We start from the raw sequence: 19,961 nt of genomic DNA, 5'->3' as shown, positions 1-19,961 counted from the left end.
TTTTTAGTTTGTGTATTGTTTCTTATGTTACATACACGCAGTTTAATAAATATATCTATTTACACACTACAGTGCTCTGTTAAAAAGCTATAGTAAAATTTCCGATTTTATAAAACTGTTCAGATTACGTTGTTTCTTCTCAACGTTCATAGATGAGATCAACAAGGAGATAAAAAACTATCGAAAGCAGTTTGATACTCTTTGTAGCAGGAAAGAGATCAACGCATTGAACGAAGCATGGCGTCACGTAAAATTGCGTTAATCCGTGTTTGATATCCTTTCCCTTGACTTTTAAGCCACGCTAGAACGTCTGAATCCACACGTACTGTTGTGACAGTTTTGGTTGGTTTATAGAATGGATTGCGAACGGCGTTTTTCCAGAATGCATCATTGAGTGACGGAATATCACTATGATCAATTGCACTGTCCGGCATTGCAGCCAGCTTATCAACTTCAACTCTCTGTTTATCTGTCAAAGGTGATAAGTTACCTACATCAATTTCATAACGAACTTTCTTCTTCATAACGTTTCCTTTCTTTTGAGTTGGCTCGCCGCGCTGAAATAATACGGATTACTTCTATACCATCTTTATCATCATGGACAGTATGCGCCACGAGCAGCAGTAAAAAACCATCCACAAGACCCAAAGTTTGCCAACGATATTCTCCGTTTTCAATACGGTCTTGTTTAACCATGGCGAACGGGTCTGCAAAAACACGAGCAGCAATTTCAAAACTGACACGGTGCTTTCTAAGATTACTTTTCGCTTTAGCTTCATCTCATTCAAATCTTATTTTCATGCCTTATGTTAATACATTTATGTATGTATATCAAGAGTTTTAAATGAACACTGAACTATTTATGTTTTTTTGCATATTAAATATAATTTTATATGTTAAAAAACAATAATATCATTTTGAAATAATTGAAAAAATAAGCAAATCATGCTAAGATTTTCTATGTATTAAAGTACAAGTTTAAGGTAAGAAAAAACATGCTAAATAAAGTGACATTAATCGGGCGTTTAGGTGCTGATCCCGAAAGCAAAACAATGAATTCTGGAGCAGAAATAGTCAATTTTAGTATAGCGACTTCTGAGAGCTATACAGATAAAAAAACCAATCAAAAAGTAGAGAAAACTGAATGGCATTCAGTTGTGATTTTTAATCCACATTTGGCAAAAATTGCACTTCAATATCTCAACAAAGGTTCAAAAGTTTACGTAGAAGGAAAATTACAGACACGCAAATGGCAAGATAAAAATGGGCATGACCGTTACACAACAGAGATTATTTTACCGCAATTCAAAGGCGAGTTAAAGCTCTTAGACGGAAAAAATAACGATAATCAAGAGCCATTATCTTCTTATGACAGAAGTTTCCAGCAACCTCTTGATACGCCTTATACTGTTATAAATGATGAGGTTCCTTTTTGATGTTAATGAGTCAATCCAATTCTTTGCAAATAATTATACAGAATAATATGCTTATGCAACAAGCGTTGTTAGGGAATAAGGGTAATGATGTACCTGCTACTGGTTTTGAAATAGCGATCATTGTAGTTATGTTGACATTGGTTGTATTCGTTTGGGGGCTGGCTAATGATAAAATAAAGATAAGTATACTAACTATAATTATAGGTCTCTCTTTATCCACGTGGTTATTTATTTTGGATAAAGAAACATAGCATCAGATAAAACTGGGAAAGATATTAGATAGACATTTGGGGGCATAAGTGAAAAAAAATAAAAAGAAAGATGCTTACATTTCACAAGTGAAAGTACGTCAAGATCCTGTTAATCAATTGGCAATTGAAATGCGTGCTAAACGCTTTGGTTTGACGATTGAAGAGGCTAAAAATCCGCTTGCTGGTACTTATGTTGGGCGGCTTTGTTTGCAAGGTGTGCTTACTCAAGACCAGTATGATGCTGCGCAAAAATATATTGAAGTGAAAAATGACTATTTGTGTGCAAAAGGTTTACCAAGCGCTGTTTATGACGAAATACCATCATCTTCTGATGACAAAGCAAGAGAGAAATGGGTTGAATTTGCAACAGTACAGTTTTCTAATATGCAAGAGGCGATAAAAGAAACACAACATCTCTATAGACAGTATAATCTTTATGCAGCAATACAATATATTATTGTCGAAGACCAAACATTACCACATCTTGTGAATTCATTGCGGGTCGCTCTTAACGCGCTTCATAAATATTTTGACAGAAAAACTAAATGGTAAATGTTTTATTGTTCTTTTTCCATACAATATGGAAAGTTATTGAAGGATAAGTTCTAGAGAGAGCATTTTATGTATATAACAAAATTACGTAAAGTTAGAGGGTCAGTTATTCTCTCTATACCGCCGGCATTGCTTGATGTTCTTCATCTTTCTGAAAACACGCAAGTGGGTTTGGTTGTTGACAATGGACGCTTAATTGTAAAGCCACAGGTATCGCCAAATGACACTCTTGAAGAATTGTTAGCACAATGTAACCCTTCAGATGATTTTGCGGATGATGATATGGAGTGGTTTGATGCCAAGCCTGTTGACAGAGAGCTCTTGTAATGAAGAGCGGGAAAGAGAATTGCGTTATGACGATATCTATTCGATTGCCTAGTGAACCCTATGATAAGGAGCTTGTCGTGTTAGTTTTGGCTGTTGGACATAGAAAAAATATATGTAAAGGCTAAGGAAAATCTTTTATAAAATATTTTGATTCTTAATCAAGGATTAAAAGGAGTAATACCGCGAACTAATTAGAGCAGTTGTTAATAAAAAGAAATAAGCAGGAATTTTCAATTTAAAGCGCCAAAGTAAGTTAATGATGATGGACATTATACTAATAAATATGAATATTCCTGTTATAATGATGAAATCATCAAATGTTATGCGCCTCTGAGGTTTTTCATAATCAGAAACAGTGGAAAACGAAATGTTATATTGATTAATTCCACTATCTGATAAAATCTTTTTTGGGTGCTGTGCTACTATGTATTCCTTTTGCACAACTTTAAATTTTTTCATGTAAATTTTCATCAGTATTAGAAGACTGATAATGAGTAAAAATCTGTTCACTTTTGGCATAATCAGAAAGAAAAAGCACACTGATCATTACGACTAATAAGTAACTTATTTTTTTGCTGATAAATAATTCATTATTTCTTTTATGGTTGGAGTTTAAGTATATATTAAAGATTAGGGAAAACGCTTAATAAATATTTTGATCGTTAGACAATTTTCCAAATAAATTTGATCAACGCTACCAGCGCTATAAGACAAATTAATATCAATGCTATAATCGCTACGATTCCTACAATTTCATCTAAATTTTCTATTATAGTAATAAAAATACCAATAAAAATTAACACTCCTAAAAATGCTATTCCTATTACAGGATAAAATACAAAAGCTGCTGCCATAGCTGTATAGCATCCTGTTTGGAATTGGAGGGACAAGAGCTCATAAAATGTGCTGTCAATATTTTCATCTTTTAAACTTAGCTTTTCTTCTCTTGCACATGCACTTAGTATCAAAAGATACGATACAAATGCTACAAATATTGGTACAATTAATTTATCTTGTTGTTGATTGTCTAATCCGAAGGGATTAAAAGCAAGTATCATAAGACTAATTATAGCAAAGAACGGTAAAAACAAAATTAGTGTAAATGTCTTTTTAATTCTGCATAAAGCAGCTTTTTTGAAAAATAACATTAATTCCCCCCACTTTTTGCTAATCAATAACTTTGTGCTTCCGTATAATTGATTCGTTTAGAAGATACAATTGTGAGTGGTTGGTTGTTAAAGACACTAGATTTAGGTGAAAAAAATAAAAAATACACAATATAGTGATTTTTTTGTTGACAGGATATGAAAAATAGTGTTTTATGGCGTTGCTGTACTAGTCGAATTGCGTCTAGAATTACGGTAAAGGTATAACCTTTCTTATAAGTTTATATGATTGTTCAGAGCCCTGCTTTTGCGGGGTTTTTTTATTGTCTTGTTTACAAAAAGAAACACACATGAAAACCACTGAAAAACTTGCAAAAAGAACGCCCCCAAAGGCAGGTCAAGGGCGGGTAAAAGGTGTGCCAAATAAAACGACACGTATTTTGAAAGAAGCAGTGCTTAAGGCAGCAGAGCGCGCTGGTAAGAAATATGGTGATGATGGTTTGGTCTCTTATCTAGAAAAACAGGCAATCAAATGCCCCGCTGCTTATTTGGCATTGTTGGGGAAGATTTTGCCTCTTCAAGTGACAGGGGAAGATGGCGGGGCGATTAAGATGATAACGCGTGTGGAAATCGCGCCTTTAGTTCATGACAACACGACAGATTAATATTGTTCCAAAGCTTATACCGATTTTTACAGATAAGGCTTTGGTACGTGCGGCTTGGGGTGGAAGAGGGTCTGGAAAGACAAGATCATTTGCCTTGATGGCTGCTTTAAAAGGCTATCAATTTGGTAGGGAAGGGATATCAGGCACTATACTTTGTGCACGGCAGTTTCAAAACTCGCTAGCAGAAAGTTCATTAGAGGAGATTAAACGCGCCATTGAAGCGCATGACTTTTTAAAGGACTATTACAAGGTTGGGGAGTCGTCGATTAAGTCAATTGATGGTCGTATAGCCTTTCAGTTTTCTGGTCTTGACCGGAATATTGCAAGTATCAAATCTATGGGGCGTATTTTGCTTTGTTGGGTTGATGAGGCAGAGCCCGTTACAGAGACGGCTTGGCAAACGCTTATTCCAACGTTGCGAGAAGAAGGCGAGGGGTGGCGAGCAGAGTTATGGGTGACATGGAACCCGTTGCGAGAGAATGCACCCGTTGAGAAGCGGTTTCGCTTTTCAGACAATGAAGCCATTAAGCGTGTAGAGATCAATTGGTCAGACAATCCGAAGTTTCCTAAGATCTTGAATGAAGCGCGGCTTGATGATCTGAGAAACCGTCCCGAGACCTATAAGCATATATGGGAGGGGGCTTATCTTACAGCAGTTCAAGGTGCTTACTATCAGAGGGAAATGTTGGCAGCCGAGCAGGAGGGGCGGATAGGGCGTGTTGCTCGTGACCCCTTGATGCAAATACGTGCTTTTTGGGACATTGGGGGTACGGGCGCCAAGGCAGATGCAACAGCGATATGGATAGCGCAATTTGTTGGTAGAGAGATCAGAGTGCTTAATTATTACGAAGCACAGGGGCAGCCTTTATCGGAGCATATCGGTTGGTTGCGTCAAAATGGTTATGAGAAGGCGTTGATGGTTCTCCCCCATGACGGTGCGACCAGAGACCGTGTGCACAATGTGAGTTTTGAGAGTGCTTTAAATGATGCGGGCTTTGAAACACAGGTTGTTCCTAATCAAGGGGCAGGGGCGGTTAAGATGCGTATAGAGGCGGTGCGGCGTATTTTGCCGTCTGTTTGGTTTAATGAAGAGATGACGGTAGCAGGGCGCAAAGCACTGAATTGGTATCATGAGAAATGGGATGAGAAGCGCGGCATTGGTTTGGGTGCAGAGCATGATTGGTCGAGCCATGGGGCGGATGCCTTTGGTTTAATGTGCATTGTCTATGAAGCACCCAGTGTCAAACCCAAGCAAGAGCGTTATTGCACTATGGAAAGAGAAGCGGCATCATGGATGGCATTCTAGATCAAGACTTTCAAAAAACGACAATCCTTGATGAATATGAACTCTATAAGCGTTTAAAGTCTTGGTACGCAGAAGATGTTGAACATGTTAATGAATGGCGTGAACAGGCGCGTGAAGATTTTGATTTTTATAATGGTCGTCAATGGGCAGAGGAAGATCTTGCGGTTTTAAAAGAGCAACGCCGTCCTGTCATGACTTTTAACCGCATTGCACCCCTTGTGAATGCTATTGTTGGGGCGGAGCGTAATAATAAGCGCGAAGTACAGTTTCAACCACGGCAAATGGGAGCGGCAATACCCAATGAATTGCTTACTGGAGCAGCAGAATGGTTTCGTGATGAGGCGGAGGCGGAATATGCCGATACCGATGCTTTTCAGGATATGGTTATTTGCGGTATGGGCTGGACAGATACGCGGCTTGATTATGATACAGATCCCGAAGGGATACCTGCTGTTCAACGTTTAGATCCCTTAAAAATGGTTTGGGATGCCAATGCTGTAAGACCAAATCTCATTGACGCACAGCGTATGTGGTATGTTGATCGCAAATCCGTTGAGGATGCTAAAAGTCTTTTTCCTGATGTTGCTGTTGAAGATCTTAACGCCGATTGGGCTATCGATAGTACAACCGCTTCTGAGGATTCTCATGTGTCGCTTGATGCGTATCAAGATGACTCCAATGCGACTTCTCTCTCAGATCCGTATTCTGGGAAACGCTATGTTACGCTGGTTGAATGCCGTTGGTTTGAATATGAGACCACTTACAAGGCGCCTGATCTTCAAACCGGACAGATGCGCAACTATAGCAAACAGGAGTTTGAACAGCTTCAAAGGGTAATGCCACAATTACAAGGGGTGTGTTTTAATAAAAAAGTGGTGAGACGCGCTTTTCTGGGACGACGTCTTTTAGCAAAGCCCGATAAGCCATTAGCACCTGATGGGCAACTTGGGTGGGAGTGTATCACGGGCACGCTGGATAAGCTTAAAAACCAGTTTTACGGGATTGTTCGCCCCGCAAAAGATCCACAAAAATGGTCGAATAAATATTTTAGCCAAGTGATGTATATCCTTAATAGCCAGTCTAAGGGCGGCTTGATGGCAGAACGAGGCGCTTTCGATGATGATCGCCAAGCCATGGAAAGCTGGGCGCGAACGGATACGATTACTTGGGTTAAAAATGGCGCGCTTACAGGAGGGAAAATTCAACCAAAGCCAAGTGCACAATTTCCCAATGGATTTTTCCAGCTGTTTAATGAATCGCGTGAAGCGATAACGCATGTAACAGGGTTATCGGCTGAGTTTATCGGAACACGGGAGGTCAACCAAGCCAATGTGCTGGAAAATACACGCCGGCAATCAACGCTTAATTTGCTTGCGGGGCTGTTTGATAATCTCAAGCTTTATCGGTGTAGGCAGGGAAAGATTATCCTTTATCTCATTCAGAATTATCTCTCTGATGGGCGTCTGGTACGTATTTCTGGACAAGAAAATGCGCAGTATGTTCCATTAACACGTGAAGCTGTCACAACGCTTGAATACGACATTATTGTTGATGATTCACCGACAAGCCCCAATGAAAAAGAGAAAACTTTTGCGACAATTACGCAGATGTTGCCATTGCTTGGTGGGTTCTTAACACCGGAGATGATTCCAGATCTTTTAAAGCTTTCCCCACTACCGGCAACATTGGTAGCAAATTTAACGGCAAAAGCACAGCAGGCACAACAAGAACAACAGCAACAGCAGATGATGCAACAAAGCCAAGGGGCGCAATTAACTCCAGAGCAACAAGCAAAGATTGCTGTTTTACAGCAAGAAGCGCAAGCAAAGAGCACACTCTATCAACTTGATGCGCAGCAGAAACAAGCGGCATTGCAGCAGAAAAATATCGAACTTTTCTTGAAACAAGAACAAGCGCGCATGCAGCTCGAACTTCAACAGGCAAAAAATGAGATAGCGCAGCGTGATTTAGAACGCAAAGCTTTACAGACACAGTTGGAACACTATCGAGTTTTGACAAAAAATATAATAGCACATTGAAGGGACAGAATATGGAAGAAGAGTTTACGCCAGAAGAACAAGCAATCTATGATGAACATTTTGCCAGTGATAATGTTGTTGAGTTGGTCGAGCCAGAACAAGTTGAGGAAGTTTTTGATGCAGAGGAAAGTTCTGAACAGCCAGCTGTAGAACCACTTCAAGAGCAGCCAAATTCTGATGTAATAGAATCTGATAAACTAGAGCAAGAGCGGCAAGCACGACAAAAGGCAGAACAAAGCGCCATTGAAGCGCGTGAATTGGCTATTGAACTTGCGCAAAAATATGCCGCAATGCAGGAAGAAATCACGCGCCGCCGTGAGGAAAATATTCCCTCCCTAGAAGACGACCCAAAAGCACATTTTGCATGGCTTAGTCATAAGGTACAAGAACAACAGAAATTGCTTGATGAGTTTTCTCATATGAGAGAGAGCCAAGAGCGCATGAGTCAAGAGGAATATGAACGCCAAAAGTTGGGGGATTATTTCGAGGAAGCCAAAGCGCAAGTACAAGATAAATATCCAGATTTAGACAGTATCACGGACTATCTCTATGAAAGAGCAGACAGTGTTTTACAAGCGCAAGCAAGCCTTTATCCGCAATGGAAAGACCCAGAGGCACGGCAACAACAAATTGGTGCTGAATTGCGCCAAATATGCCAGCAGTGTCAGAAAGCTGGTATAAACCCAATTGAGGTGCTGGTGCAAAAAGCAAAAGCTTTTGGGTATAGTGGCGCGCCCGTTAAGGACGAAGTAGGAGCTCTTCAAGAGCGTTCTCAAGCAGCGCGGACGCTTACAGCGCGCGGCGGACAAGTTCCAACAGGCGGTATGGATGTGAGAACGCTCTTTTCCATGCCAGAAGCCGAATTTGCTGTATGGGTTGAGAAAAATCCCGAAAAATTTGAACAAATTATGAGCAGAGCGTGAGATGTGCGTGGTGACGCAACAGAGAGAACCAAGTGATTTTTATCGTTTGGTTATGCCGCAAGGCGAGTTTTAAAAACCAAGAAAGGCATTGATTGAAATGGCAGTAACACAGGTAAATCTTAATGACCCATTAGCCGTTGGCGTTTGGGCTAAGATGCTAAACACAGAAACTTCAAAAGCGTTGCCCATTGCACCGCTGATGGGAAAAGGAAAAAACAGCATTATTCAAGTATTGGATATGCTAGGAAAATCCGCTGGTGACTCTGTGACGAGCGGATTAAGAGTCCAACTTATGGGGGATGGCGTTAGCGAGGGACAAACGCTAGAAGGCAATGAAGAAGCACTCCAATTTATGAATGAAACGGTGCGTATTAACGAGCTTTCTCATGCTGTACGCGTAAAATATGAAGGCACCATTGATCAACAACGTGTTTTATTTAATTTACGAACAGAAGCAAAAGATGGGCTTGTTGATTGGTATGCAGATCGCTTAAGTTTGATGTTCTTCATTCAGGCAGCAGGTTATACAGCACCATGGATTCACTTCGAGGGACGCACCATAACCCTTAAACCCGTACACTATGGTTTTAATGCTCCATTAGAGCCAAGCAAATTGCGTATTATTCGTGCCAATAAGAAAAAGACTGATGAAGAACTTACAAAAGACGATGTTTTTACATTAGATCTTATAGATCAGGCTGTTGAACGCGCAAAACTTGCTAATCCACGTTTGCGCCCTGTTCGTGTTGATGGAAAATCGGCATATGTGATGTATCTCCACCCAACACAGGTGACCCAATTGCGTACCAATACAAAGAGCGGGCAATGGTTAGACATTACCAAGGCAGCTTATGATGGCTCTGGAGCTAAGAACCCAATTTTTAATGGTTCTTTGGGGATGTATAACGGTGTCATTTTGCGTGAAGCTGAACATGTCCCCAATGGTATCAATTCAAAGACACAAGAGCCTGTAACATCTGTTCGCCGTGCTGTGTTGCTTGGTGCGCAAAGTGTTATCATGGCTTATGGGCGCGTTGGCAATGGAGCAACAGGAGGCGATGGGAAAGGGGGAACACGCTATAAACTTGTTGAAGAACTGTTTGATTATCAACGTGAATTTGGGGTTGCAGCTAAAACCATTATCGGCATGAAAAAATCACGCTATACCTTGCCGCATTCTGATCAAGGGGGGCAGGATTTTGGTACGATTGTTATCCCTTCTTTTGCCGAAGCAAGCTAATTATTAAAGGATGACAATTATGGCAGAAAAATCGCTAATTACACAGGAACCTGTTGAGACCGTTGAGACTGTTGAAACCGTTGGCATAATAGATGAGGGATTGCCACCTGTTTTGCAAGGACGCAACAACTCTACGCAGCAGGTTAGTTTTTTACGGGCGCGTGTTAAATGTACAGATCAAGGGTTGATAACAAAAATTGGCGTTCTACCCCGAGGGGCTTTTATAAAAAGTATTACAGCTTATACCATGGAGGATTTTGAAGATGTAACAGCTACATTTGGAAAAGAGCCTCATGGTAATGATTATGGAGATGTAGGGCTTCGGCAATCTACCGATGGCAATCTGTACCTCCCTATGGAGGAACGAGATGTTCCATTAGAAGCTGAAAGTACGATTTACATGACACGAGACAAGAAAAGCACCAAAGGTGATGCTGAGGTGATTGTTGAGTTTTACACTAATCGTTAAAGGCAAGGGGGCGTTTATTGCTTGCGTCCCCCTCCTATACAAGATGCCCCAAGACATTTGGAAGAGGCTGATATGACAATAATAGTACAGACAGGTGGTCCGATTGGAGACAAACAGACCATTGCTCCTTGGGATAAAAATTTTATCCAGATGTTAAATGATATTCAGGATGAAATAGATGATCAAACAGATGAGTATGTTGATCAAGTGCAAAGGGCGATATTTTCGGCTATTCGCTTTTGTGAACGATTGCCTTTTTATTTCAATGAAAGCCGCGAAGTTGTTTTTACCACTCTAAAGGGCAAAAGCCGTTATGGCGCCGAGGCACATCCCTCTATAACAGGGGCTGTTCGCATTGTTGATGCTTATATTTATGAAGATAATCACAGCAAAGCAAAGCTTTTGCAGGTAGATCCGCTTGTTATTGAGAGCCTTGAGGATGATTGTAGCCATGGCATGCCTACACGCTATGCTTATTTTGAACAAAAGCTTGTCTTGTATCCAACACCAGAGCGCGTTTATTCTATCAGGCTTATTCTTGACCCTGTAAGAATAAAAGATATTGAGAGTGCACAAGAAGCGTCCATATGGTTTTTAGAAGCCTATGAACTGATCAAAACGCGTGCAAAATATGAAATTTATACCAATATTATTAAAGAACCACAGATGGCAGCGGCAGCTTTTGCCATGTTTCAAGAACAACTCGATGCGCTTCAAATTGAAACATCACGGCGCAAGAATTTGTTAAAAATTCAACACACGGATTTCTGATGACCTTTATTCCTATTGCTGAGTATAGACCAGATGTTGCATTTATTAATAGTGGTTATTCTAGTGAGATCGTGAACGTTTTACCTGCACCAAATTCGTATATTCCGTTTCCCATTGTGGCGCCGGTCTCAGATCCTTTTCCGGATGTGATTTTGGGGGTCTATGCGGTGCGCTCATTGGGTGGTGTGCGCATCATTGTGGGGGCACCAACAAAACTTTATGAATATGACAACAGCACGCGCGGCTGGAAAGACATTAGCAAACCTCACACACAATATCACGCCAATGAGACTGCACTTTGGTCTTTTGCCTCCTTTGGTGATCATATCATTGCTGTTAATAGCAATGACCCACCACAAATGCTTTCGTTAAAAACGGATGAAAGGTTTTGTGATTTGAGCGGTAATCCCCCGCGTGCTGGACTTGTGCGTGTGTGGGGTGATTTTGTTTGCCTGATGCAATTAACAGATAAGCCAAACCGTGTTCAGTGGTCCGGTTTGAATGATGCGACACATTGGACGGTTGGGGAGAAAAGTTGCGATTATCAAGATTTTCCCGATGGAGAATATGTTCAAGGGTCTACGGAATCAACAAATCCACTTATTTTTATGCGCTCCGCCATTTATCACGCAACCTTTGTACCAGGCTCTAAAATTATATTCAGTTTTGCAAAAATAAAAGACAAAATAGGGGCGAAAAGCAGCACAGCAATTGCAAGCCGTGGAGACTGTACTTTCTTTGTCTCTGATGATGGTTTTTATCAAATCAACAGTGCTGGTGAAATGCTCCCTATAGGCTTTGGTAAAGTCGATAAAACCATCTTCACACTTTACAATAATTTTGCCATTGATGAGATGAGAGCATGTATTGATCCGGTCTATTCTCGTGTTTATTTTTCTATCAATGATAACACTGAAGGGATGCATATTTATGTTTATGATTGGCTTTTGCAAATATGGAGTGTCATTAAGGGGCAAAACCTTCTCTTATTTCCCCTTTTTGCAGCCGGTTATACATTAGAAGGCTTAGACGAAGTACAAGAGAGCTTGAAAGATTTACCAGCTTCTCTTGATAGTAAAATGTGGCAAAATGGTGCGCCTGTTTTGGGAGCTTTTACGCCAGACAACACATTTGGTTTTTTTGCGGGTCCTCCGATGGAAGCAGTTATTGCTTCACAAATTGTGGGGGATACGGGCAGGCAAATCAACCTGATGAGTGAGGCTTTTGTTCAAGCGGATACAACAAAAGGTTTTTTAAGTGTTGGGGCGGCATTTATCATTGATAACAAGAACCAATTAAATTGGGCTAAAGAGCGTTATGCCGGCTATAATATTGGGATGTATAATATCCGCTCACGGGCGCGTTATCACGCTTTGCGTCTGAGAATACCAGAAGGCACGCCATGGACACATATAACAGGCTTTGATGTAACGCTGAAACCCGCGGGCGTAAGATGAGTTTTAAGATCTATAATACAGAAAAATGGAGCGCTGAACAAATGGCGCCCTATTTTGACAATGTCATAAAATCGATAGCTTATTTTAATCAAAAATTCCCTGATGATTATAATACAGAGACCATTTTAAACGATATTTTGAAGGGAGAAAAAGTTCTTTGGATTATCGTTGATGCGCATGAAAACTTTATGGCGCATGTCACAACACAGTTACAAGAACTCGTCACTGGAGCATTAAGGGCGGTTGTTGTCACGCTTGGTGGAAAGGGAGGAGCACCCTTAACAAAGCTTATCACTCAGATTGAAGCTTATTACAAGGAAAAAGGGGCAAAAGAGCTTGTCATCATAGGCAGGCGAGGGTGGGAAAAATCTCTTAAATCGCATGGATATCTCGTTAATCTTTTAGAATATAGAAAGCAGCTTTAATATGGGAAAAAGTTCTAAACCAATCCAGAATACCCAAAACACGACGCAAACAAATGAACCCCCTGCATGGGCAAAAGGTATTTTTGAACACGCAGCTCAAGATGCCATGACTTTTTATAACCAAGGCAGCGGAAAAGCCGTTTATGACGGGCAGCGTGTTGCGGGTTTAAGTGATCAAACAAAGAATGCGATTAATGGGCTTAGCAATAATACGCATAACTATGATAACAATTATTTAAATGGATTAGCCACAGGGCAAAATTCAACAAGCCAAAACTTAAAGAACATGGCTTCAGGGCAACAAATAGGCAATAACCCTTACTTTAATGAAGCACTTCAAAACGCATTAAATAAAGCAACAAGCTCTATTAATAGTTCATTGGCAGGTGCTGGGCGTTATGGTTCGGGTGCGCATACCGGCGTTTTGGCTGATGAATTGGGGGGCATAGCAACACAAGCTTTATCACAGCAATATAACCAAGATGTCAACAACATGATGCAAGCTAATGGAATGATTGACCAAGCAAACCAAAATCAGTTGGCGGGCGCCAATAACTTCTTTCAAGGTCAAGGTCAGGTAAATCTTAATGCGTTGACGGGAGGGAGTGTACTTGATGCCAATCATCAACGGCAATTAGATGAAGAGCGGCAAAAATGGGAGCAGCAGAACAATCTTGATTGGGACCAGTTAAGTAAGTTGCTTACAGCTGGTGGGGCTGTTGCTGGAAATTATGGAACGCGAACAGGACAAATGACGACATTGACTCCACAGCCAAAACCTAATCCGTGGGAGATTGTTGGAAATGTTGGAACTATCCTTGGTACTTTTGCTGGGCTTAGTGATATCAGAGCAAAAGAAAACATCAGAGAAGCTGGGCAGAGAAATGGCTATAAACTCTATGAATACAACTACAAGGGGCACCCAGAGCGCTATCGCGGGGTGATGGCACAGGATGTTTTGAAGTCAAAGCCAGAAGCTGTTTTCTTGCATAAGGCGACAGGTTTTTTGCATGTGGATTATAGCAAGCTTGGCTTTGAGATGGAAAGGGTGCAGTGATGTTTTGGCGAGAAGAATTAAATGCATTAGAGCGTGAAAAAGCTTATAGAAAGCGTAAAGCGTTGGAACTTGCTGCTTTTAGCACAGACCCTTTTGATGCGAGCAATGGGGCTGATACTCCACAAAAATTGAGTCCTACAGAGCTTATTCGTGGTTCTCAAACAGGGACAGAACAAGCTGGGAAAAAAACGCCCGCAGAATTGATTATGTCTACAGATGATTTAAAGCGCCAAATGCCTCCATTACCGGATGCTTCAAAGGATACTGTTAAGATACAAGAGGCGCCAGAGCAACAAAAGCATGACTTCTCAGAGCAGGGAGGTGTTGCATCAATGATTCCTCAATCTCCACTTGTTGGGAACATTGATCAGTATAGTGGGGATGAAGCTGGGCGACAGCAAAAAGATGTGATGGATTATATTGCTCAACTTAATGAGAAATCTATAGCGGCAAACTCTTTGAAAAACGATTCTGGAAATGATGAGGAAAAGCTTTTTGATGCACCTATAGGAGAAGAAAAACATTTGAATGCACACTTACCAGAAGAGGAGCATTTAAAAGCAAATGATATGCCAGAACAGGCAACCGATTATGTAAACGCCGTTGGGAACTTTATTCATAAAGATGCAAATCCAAGCAGCTTATGGGAGCGTTTTAGAAAATCAGAATTTTCCGAGCATCTCATGGATTTTTTTGCGGGGTTAGCATCAGGAAAAACACCGCAAGAAAGCTTTTCAAATGCGGCGCTTGTTATGCGGCAGGGCAATAATGTACGTGCTCAAAATAGACCAATTTTTGAGTTTTTACGCTCTAAAGGATACGATGATAAAGACGCACAAGCAATCATGCAATATCCAGATCTTGCCATGAAAGTTATAGGCAACACGTTAAGCCCTCAAGAAGGCTATAGAACATTGACATCAGAAGAAAAGGCAGAGCAGGGATTGCCTGAGGATATGACTTTTCAAGTCTCAACAAGCACAGGGAAAATTATACCTGTCCAAGGAGGACAGCGTTCCACTACTTCTGGATTAGGGGGGAATACCGATGGCATGCTGTCAAAGCCTGAATCAGGTTATATGTATGTTAAGGATGAAAATGCACTTGGTGGCATACGTGCGGTGCCAATTGCAGGCAGTGGTTCAGAACATAAATTAATTCAAGAACAGAAGGAGGAGGAGCGTAAAAACCAACAAATGCAAATGCGAATTCTGGAAACAGCAGACAGGTCAAATCGTATACTCTCAGCATCTAAAGAATTGCTAAAAACTATTGAGGAACACCCGCATGTTGTTGGTTTCACTGGTCCTATAATGTCGTTCCTTCCTAATTCTAAGGCAAAAGATTTTGGGCATATGCTCGATTCATTGAAGGCAAGTATCGGGCTTGATGCCTTGAGAAAAGCAAAAGCATTTTCACCAAATGGCGCATCTGGCTTTGGGAATTTGTCTAATATGGAATTGCAAGCATTGCAAAACTCTGTAGCGGCGTTGTATCAAGATCTTTCTGCAGAGCAAATGAAGAAATCTTTAAAAACAGTTATTGACACTTTCAATAAATCCAATGCAGCAACGCGCGCAATTCTTTTTGGTGGTGCAGAAGCAACAAACGAGCTCGTTCGAGCCGCCTATGGGCAAGATGCTTATAAGGGAAATCATGCACAGTCAAATGATCCACTAGAAAAACAGATAGAAGCATTGCCGGAAGGCATGTTGTTCGTTGATAGAGATGGACGCATTAAGGAGAAACAAACCAATGGCTGAAGTAATCCCCCCTCTTATTAATCGTAAAAACACAAGAGTCATTGGGCACATAAGTGACTATACACCAGAACAGCTTCAAGAGCTTTTCGCGAAGAATAAGGAAAGGCTAAGTGGTTCTGTTACAGGAAATAATGGTGCAACAGAGGAAACAGAAGAAGATGGTCCACATCCAAGTGTTGCGGGTGCTTTTGGATGGGGAGCTCTTCATGGGTTAACTATGGGCTATGATGATGAAATAGCCGGAATATCAGAAGCGGGTCCTATTGCTTATTGGATGGGAGATAAAGAGGCAGTCAAAAAGTATAATGAAGTGACAAAGCGATGGCGTGATTATCAAAGAGCGGCGAACCGAGATCATTTTTATGCATCTCTTGCGGGGAATTTAACGGGTGCTGCGGCACCCGTAATTGCTTCTGCCCTCTTTCCACCCGCGGCAGGGGCTACTGCTGCTGCTCGTGCGGCAATTGGGGCTGATGTTGTGCTGGGAGGAAGAGCTGGTGTTGCAGGAGCACAAATAACCAGTAAAGCTTTAGCAGCAGGAGAAAGGGCGGTGCAATCTGCTTTAGCTGAGGGTGCGGAACGGGCAGCGGCAAAAGCTGCAGGTGAAGCAGCAATGAAAGCAGTAGCAAGTAAAGAGGCGGCAAAATTTAGCTTGGGGCGTGCAGCAAAAACTGGAGCCATTTATGGTGGAATAGCAGGCAGTGGTGAAGGGGAAGGGCTTGCAGATACTCTAGTGTCTGCTGGGTTTGGTGCAGGGTTAGGCGTTGCAACACCATTTGTTGCCAGTGGCGTATCAAAAGTGACACCTTTTGTGACAAAATCACTTAAAGCAGCATTGAGAGGACCTATAAGCCCAGCTGAAATGGCAGCAAAAGCAGCGCTAATGCCAGAAAAAGAAGCATTTCAGGTAAGCGATAGAGCGCTTAGGGATGTAAGCCAAACTTTAGGGGATGAAGGTGTTGATAAGCTTGAAAGGGCATTAAAACAGCGAGGTCCTGATTCAATGATTATTGATCTTCATGATGGGCTTGCTACAAGAGCTTTTAAGGCAGCAAAAAAAGACCATGATACATATTCGCTCATAAGTAATCGTTTGAATGAAAGGCAAGATGCGAGTGCACTGCGGGTAAAGGATGCGTTGACAGATGTGATGGGTCCAAAAGTAGATACGCTTAATTTAAAGCAAGAGATTATCAAACAAGCACAGAACAAGGCTGAACCATTTTATGAGAGGGCGAAAGCTTCTCCTATTTCTAATGCTGTCAGTAAAGATTTATCGCGGTTGCAAGAAACTCCTGCCTTCCAAAAAGCCTATAAAAAAGCAATTGCGCGAATGCCAAATGAAGCGGATGCAACAGTTATAGGGAGCAATGGATATCCAAAGCTGAATATGCGAATTTTACATAAGATGAAAGAGGTTTTGGATGATCAAATTAATTCTGCGCGCATCAAAGGAAAATGGGGATATGCTCGAGATTTGACTGATTTCAAACAACGCATTCTGGACGTTTTGGATACATCATCTCCAGATTATGCTAAAGCACGGAAAATTTATTATGACGAGCGTACTATCGGTAATGCTTTGGAGCAAGGAAAAAAAGCACTGAATAAGAGTGTTGATCTTGATACAATCAACAGTCAACTTTCAGATTTGGGGTTGATGGAAAAAGAGGCTTTTCAAAAAGGGATGCGGTCACAAATAGAAACTGCGGCAGGCAATGCACAGAATTTTGAACACAGTCTTTTGAGTTTGTTTGACACAAAAAATGGTCAAGAAAAATTGCAGCGGAGTTATGGTGAGGATAAAGCAAAACAGCTTATGAAAATGTTGCGACCAGAAGTGGAAAGAACAAAGCTTTTTGCACGATTGCCAAACCATATAGGTGAAGTGGAAGAGAGGGGGGCACAACAGACTATGGGTATAGGAAAGATTGCTTTCATCAAGGCAGTTGTAAAAAATTTCGCAAGAGAATTTGGACGCAAATTCTCAAGCGTCCATAAAGATACTGAGAGAGATATTGCAGCGCTTATAACAGCGCGGGAAAAAGGAAATTTTGGGTTAGCAAGGGAAAAAGCTGTTGAATTAATTAAGAAGTTTCATGAAGCAGAAAAGAAACGCTTAATAACCAAAGAAGACCACACAAAATTCTTCAATTTTCTTGGCATTCTTTTGAATAGCAGTGCTGATAGAACGGTTATAAACTAATGATCAATTTTCATCCCAATGTGAAGCGTGCTATCTCACAGGCAGCACAAAAATATGGTTTACCAGAAAGCTTTCTTGAACGTGTTGCTATGATAGAAAGTAATGGTAATCCAAATGCAAGAAATAAGAACAGCAGTGCAGGGGGGCTGTATCAATTTCTCGATTCAACAGCAAAACACTATCAACTGAATGACAAGTTTGATCCCTTTCAAGCAACTGATGCTATGGCACGGTTAACGAAGGATAATACGCGTTATTTAGCCACAGCATTAGGCAGAGAGCCATCAGAGGCAGAGCTTTACCTCGCACACCAACAAGGACCAGCAGGGGCAGTAAAACTTATCAAAAATCCACATATTCCAGCAAGCCAGCTTTTAGGTCGACAGGCAGTCACACTCAACGGTGGCAACATGGAAGCTACAGCAAGGGATTTTATGAATCATATTTATGGACTTTATAATAAAACGGGAGATGCTTTGAAGAAAACGATACAGCAAAACCAAAGCAATGGACAAGCAGCACCAAACGAGGTGGGGCCTTTGCGTGGGTTTGAGAGGCTTCAAAAGACAATTCAAGGTAATCAAGTGGGGCAAGGTGATCAAGGGGGCAACCAATTGATGGCATATGACACGCCATTCCCAAACAGAATGATGGCACCTGAAAGCAGAGACAATTTAACAGGACAGGTTATGGAAACCACACCATTACAAGCACAAGGTATTGATGCAGGTGCTCTTAAAAAGGGCTTTTCCGGTTTGCTTCATTTAATGAGAGAGAATGGAGAAAGACAAAAACAGCAGGCACAGATGGTACAACAACAAATGTTGCAGCAACCAGTCATGGCGGGTTTCTCACAATCGACTGGGAGCCCGACAGATTTAACACCTCTCATTGATCCCTCTAGGCGGCAATCTGTTGGTTCCTATGGGCGGCAAAAAGAAGAGCAATTGCGCGAAGAGCTATTAAGAAGAACGGGGGCTTATCATGTCTGATATTTATGACTGGTCACTCACAGCTGATCAAAATGCCAATTCCGATAGTATCATTAATTGGGCAGAAGGGCAGCCGCCTAGTTCTGTTAATGATAGTGCGCGGGTCATGATGCAGCGTATACGTGAATATCTTGCCGATAATGGTGGTTCTCTTGACTCAAAGTTTATTGTGAATGGAAAGGAACAAACAACATCAATTACGTTGACGACGGTTTCTCCAATAGCAAAATATAAAAACGATATCATTATCCGCTTTAAGGCGTGTGGTATAAATATTGGTACGACAACAATAAACATGAATAATATAGGAGCAAAGCCACTCTATAAAGCCACCAGCACGGGAATAGTACCATTGACAGGTGGTGAGTTACAAACAAATGGTATTTATGAAATAGTCTATAATGATGGCGTATCAACAAAAGGTCTTGATGGCTGGTATCTTTTAAACCCTACCCCCATTCCACCACCGAAGGTCGAAACCTTTCCTTGTGGTTTTATTGCGACCTTTGCTATGCAAGAAGTCCCAAACGGCTGGCTTTTATGTGATGGCGCTACTTATGAACGCAAAGATTATCCGCAATTATTCAAGGCGATAGGGGATAAATGGGGAAAAAACAGTGATACAACCTTTAAAGTTCCAGACTTTAGAGGAATGTTTTTGCGCGGCTTTGATAATGGGCGCGGTTTAGATCAAAATAGAGACTTCGCAGAGGTGCAAAAAGACAGCATTAAATCGCATACACATGCTTGTACCATTGAAGAGGCAGGTCAACATACGCATAAGCATGATTATTCTATGGTTACAAGAGTTGGTCAAATAGGTGGCAGAAATCCTGCTTTTGGTAATTCATATTATACAAAAGATACACAACCTGCTGGAGTGCACACGCATAAGGTAACGATTTCTTCAACGGGCGAGGCAGAAACACGCCCTGTTAATGTACCGGTTGTTTATGCCATAAAATCGTGAGTTTTT

General features: G+C 41.3%; 20 protein-coding genes and 2 pseudogenes. 18 read left to right on the top strand and 4 right to left on the bottom strand.

All coding sequences use genetic code 11. The features are described from left to right. Positions 1–218: 218 nt before the first annotated feature. Both ACFINR_RS07760 and ACFINR_RS07755 read right to left on the bottom strand, forming a co-directional pair. Positions 219–524: a BrnA antitoxin family protein gene (locus tag ACFINR_RS07760; RefSeq protein WP_375632570.1), complete on the bottom strand. Its 306-nt coding sequence runs from the start codon at positions 522–524 to the stop codon at positions 219–221. Beyond that, positions 502–801, bottom strand: a pseudogene (locus ACFINR_RS07755) (BrnT family toxin). The gene ACFINR_RS07760 and the pseudogene ACFINR_RS07755 overlap by 23 nt, the downstream one beginning before the upstream one ends. A 194-nt stretch (positions 802–995) precedes the next feature. On the opposite strand from ACFINR_RS07755, the gene ssb reads away from it, so the two are divergent. The 4 genes from ssb to ACFINR_RS07735 all read left to right on the top strand — a co-directional run bounded on the left by ssb (position 996) and on the right by ACFINR_RS07735 (position 2,566). After that, entirely contained in the window at positions 996–1,436 is a 441-nt protein-coding gene (ssb, locus tag ACFINR_RS07750; RefSeq protein WP_375653833.1) for a single-stranded DNA-binding protein, read from the top strand. Further along, the gene (locus ACFINR_RS07745) at positions 1,436–1,687 is read left to right on the top strand and encodes a hypothetical protein (protein WP_375653830.1); all 252 of its coding nucleotides are present in this window, start codon (positions 1,436–1,438) and stop codon (positions 1,685–1,687) included. Before ssb ends, ACFINR_RS07745 begins: the two co-directional genes overlap by 1 nt. Positions 1,688–1,735: 48 nt before the next feature. Continuing rightward, positions 1,736–2,239 (top strand): hypothetical protein, encoded by a 504-nt coding sequence (locus ACFINR_RS07740; RefSeq protein WP_375653827.1) that lies wholly within the window; start codon positions 1,736–1,738, stop codon positions 2,237–2,239. Positions 2,240–2,308: 69 nt separating this feature from the next. Then, the gene (locus ACFINR_RS07735; protein ID WP_375653824.1) at positions 2,309–2,566 is read left to right on the top strand and encodes an AbrB/MazE/SpoVT family DNA-binding domain-containing protein; all 258 of its coding nucleotides are present in this window, start codon (positions 2,309–2,311) and stop codon (positions 2,564–2,566) included. Between the two features lie 154 nt (positions 2,567–2,720). Here ACFINR_RS07735 and ACFINR_RS07730 read toward each other — a convergent pair. Further along, positions 2,721–3,157 (bottom strand): annotated as a pseudogene (locus tag ACFINR_RS07730) (hypothetical protein). A gap of 71 nt (positions 3,158–3,228) precedes the next feature. Then, on the bottom strand, positions 3,229–3,714 hold the full coding sequence (locus ACFINR_RS07725; RefSeq protein ID WP_375653821.1) for a hypothetical protein: 486 nt from the start codon (positions 3,712–3,714) through the stop codon (positions 3,229–3,231). Between the two features lie 308 nt (positions 3,715–4,022). Between ACFINR_RS07725 and ACFINR_RS07720 the strand changes: the two genes are divergently transcribed. The 14 genes from ACFINR_RS07720 (at position 4,023) to ACFINR_RS07655 (ending at position 19,955) form a co-directional block, all read left to right on the top strand. Continuing rightward, positions 4,023–4,337 carry a hypothetical protein gene (locus ACFINR_RS07720; RefSeq protein WP_273724397.1) on the top strand — a complete coding sequence of 105 codons (315 nt, stop codon included), beginning with the start codon at positions 4,023–4,025 and terminating at the stop codon, positions 4,335–4,337. Beyond that, entirely contained in the window at positions 4,318–5,643 is a 1,326-nt protein-coding gene (locus ACFINR_RS07715) for a PBSX family phage terminase large subunit (protein WP_375653817.1), read from the top strand. The genes ACFINR_RS07720 and ACFINR_RS07715 overlap by 20 nt, the downstream gene beginning before the upstream one ends. Further along, positions 5,628–7,682, top strand: a complete 2,055-nt coding sequence (locus ACFINR_RS07710; RefSeq protein WP_375653814.1) for a portal protein — start codon at positions 5,628–5,630, stop codon at positions 7,680–7,682. Before ACFINR_RS07715 ends, ACFINR_RS07710 begins: the two co-directional genes overlap by 16 nt. An 11-nt stretch (positions 7,683–7,693) precedes the next feature. After that, complete coding sequence (locus tag ACFINR_RS07705) at positions 7,694–8,605, top strand: hypothetical protein (protein ID WP_375613685.1); 912 nt, start codon at positions 7,694–7,696, stop codon at positions 8,603–8,605. Positions 8,606–8,702: 97 nt separating this feature from the next. After that, the gene (locus tag ACFINR_RS07700; protein ID WP_375613686.1) at positions 8,703–9,845 is read left to right on the top strand and encodes a N4-gp56 family major capsid protein; all 1,143 of its coding nucleotides are present in this window, start codon (positions 8,703–8,705) and stop codon (positions 9,843–9,845) included. 19 nt (positions 9,846–9,864) lie between these two features. Next, the gene (locus ACFINR_RS07695; RefSeq protein WP_375613687.1) at positions 9,865–10,314 is read left to right on the top strand and encodes a hypothetical protein; all 450 of its coding nucleotides are present in this window, start codon (positions 9,865–9,867) and stop codon (positions 10,312–10,314) included. A 72-nt stretch (positions 10,315–10,386) separates the two neighbouring features. Further along, complete coding sequence (locus ACFINR_RS07690) at positions 10,387–11,085, top strand: hypothetical protein (RefSeq protein WP_375613688.1); 699 nt, start codon at positions 10,387–10,389, stop codon at positions 11,083–11,085. Beyond that, entirely contained in the window at positions 11,085–12,542 is a 1,458-nt protein-coding gene (locus ACFINR_RS07685) for a hypothetical protein (RefSeq protein ID WP_375613689.1), read from the top strand. Before ACFINR_RS07690 ends, ACFINR_RS07685 begins: the two co-directional genes overlap by 1 nt. A gap of 41 nt (positions 12,543–12,583) precedes the next feature. Further along, positions 12,584–12,967 carry a hypothetical protein gene (locus tag ACFINR_RS07680; protein WP_375613690.1) on the top strand — a complete coding sequence of 128 codons (384 nt, stop codon included), beginning with the start codon at positions 12,584–12,586 and terminating at the stop codon, positions 12,965–12,967. A gap of 1 nt (position 12,968) precedes the next feature. Beyond that, a complete protein-coding gene (locus ACFINR_RS07675) occupies positions 12,969–14,024 on the top strand; it encodes a tail fiber domain-containing protein (RefSeq protein ID WP_375637033.1) in 1,056 nt (351 codons plus the stop codon). Beyond that, positions 14,024–15,787 (top strand): hypothetical protein, encoded by a 1,764-nt coding sequence (locus ACFINR_RS07670; RefSeq protein ID WP_375637032.1) that lies wholly within the window; start codon positions 14,024–14,026, stop codon positions 15,785–15,787. The genes ACFINR_RS07675 and ACFINR_RS07670 overlap by 1 nt, the downstream gene beginning before the upstream one ends. Next, the gene (locus ACFINR_RS07665) at positions 15,780–17,993 is read left to right on the top strand and encodes a hypothetical protein (RefSeq protein WP_375653811.1); all 2,214 of its coding nucleotides are present in this window, start codon (positions 15,780–15,782) and stop codon (positions 17,991–17,993) included. Before ACFINR_RS07670 ends, ACFINR_RS07665 begins: the two co-directional genes overlap by 8 nt. Next, positions 17,993–18,985 (top strand): transglycosylase SLT domain-containing protein, encoded by a 993-nt coding sequence (locus ACFINR_RS07660; protein WP_375653810.1) that lies wholly within the window; start codon positions 17,993–17,995, stop codon positions 18,983–18,985. The genes ACFINR_RS07665 and ACFINR_RS07660 overlap by 1 nt, the downstream gene beginning before the upstream one ends. Next, entirely contained in the window at positions 18,978–19,955 is a 978-nt protein-coding gene (locus tag ACFINR_RS07655; protein WP_375653807.1) for a tail fiber protein, read from the top strand. The genes ACFINR_RS07660 and ACFINR_RS07655 overlap by 8 nt, the downstream gene beginning before the upstream one ends. The last annotated feature ends 6 nt before the right edge of the window (positions 19,956–19,961 follow it).

Origin of the sequence: Bartonella sp. AP19HLJMH (assembly GCF_042196245.1) — a bacterium.
In the GTDB taxonomy this organism is placed as follows: Bacteria; Pseudomonadota; Alphaproteobacteria; order Rhizobiales; family Rhizobiaceae; genus Bartonella.
The sequence above is the reverse complement of the archived record's forward strand: the minus strand, read 5'-3'. Positions and strand labels throughout refer to the sequence as shown.

Bases quoted from the DNA above. Each gene is read 5' to 3' on its own strand.
- ACFINR_RS07760 (WP_375632570.1), bottom strand. From the start codon at position 524: ATGAAGAAGAAAGTTCGTTATGAAATTGATGTAGGTAACTTATCACCT.
- ssb (WP_375653833.1), top strand. From the start codon at position 996: ATGCTAAATAAAGTGACATTAATCGGGCGTTTAGGTGCTGATCCCGAA.
- ACFINR_RS07745 (WP_375653830.1), top strand. From the start codon at position 1,436: ATGTTAATGAGTCAATCCAATTCTTTGCAAATAATTATACAGAATAAT.
- ACFINR_RS07735 (WP_375653824.1), top strand. From the start codon at position 2,309: ATGTATATAACAAAATTACGTAAAGTTAGAGGGTCAGTTATTCTCTCT.
- ACFINR_RS07725 (WP_375653821.1), bottom strand. From the start codon at position 3,714: ATGTTATTTTTCAAAAAAGCTGCTTTATGCAGAATTAAAAAGACATTT.
- ACFINR_RS07720 (WP_273724397.1), top strand. From the start codon at position 4,023: ATGAAAACCACTGAAAAACTTGCAAAAAGAACGCCCCCAAAGGCAGGT.
- ACFINR_RS07715 (WP_375653817.1), top strand. From the start codon at position 4,318: ATGACAACACGACAGATTAATATTGTTCCAAAGCTTATACCGATTTTT.
- ACFINR_RS07710 (WP_375653814.1), top strand. From the start codon at position 5,628: ATGGATGGCATTCTAGATCAAGACTTTCAAAAAACGACAATCCTTGAT.
- ACFINR_RS07705 (WP_375613685.1), top strand. From the start codon at position 7,694: ATGGAAGAAGAGTTTACGCCAGAAGAACAAGCAATCTATGATGAACAT.
- ACFINR_RS07700 (WP_375613686.1), top strand. From the start codon at position 8,703: ATGGCAGTAACACAGGTAAATCTTAATGACCCATTAGCCGTTGGCGTT.
- ACFINR_RS07695 (WP_375613687.1), top strand. From the start codon at position 9,865: ATGGCAGAAAAATCGCTAATTACACAGGAACCTGTTGAGACCGTTGAG.
- ACFINR_RS07690 (WP_375613688.1), top strand. From the start codon at position 10,387: ATGACAATAATAGTACAGACAGGTGGTCCGATTGGAGACAAACAGACC.
- ACFINR_RS07685 (WP_375613689.1), top strand. From the start codon at position 11,085: ATGACCTTTATTCCTATTGCTGAGTATAGACCAGATGTTGCATTTATT.
- ACFINR_RS07680 (WP_375613690.1), top strand. From the start codon at position 12,584: ATGGCGCCCTATTTTGACAATGTCATAAAATCGATAGCTTATTTTAAT.
- ACFINR_RS07675 (WP_375637033.1), top strand. From the start codon at position 12,969: ATGGGAAAAAGTTCTAAACCAATCCAGAATACCCAAAACACGACGCAA.
- ACFINR_RS07670 (WP_375637032.1), top strand. From the start codon at position 14,024: ATGTTTTGGCGAGAAGAATTAAATGCATTAGAGCGTGAAAAAGCTTAT.
- ACFINR_RS07665 (WP_375653811.1), top strand. From the start codon at position 15,780: ATGGCTGAAGTAATCCCCCCTCTTATTAATCGTAAAAACACAAGAGTC.
- ACFINR_RS07660 (WP_375653810.1), top strand. From the start codon at position 17,993: ATGATCAATTTTCATCCCAATGTGAAGCGTGCTATCTCACAGGCAGCA.
- ACFINR_RS07655 (WP_375653807.1), top strand. From the start codon at position 18,978: ATGTCTGATATTTATGACTGGTCACTCACAGCTGATCAAAATGCCAAT.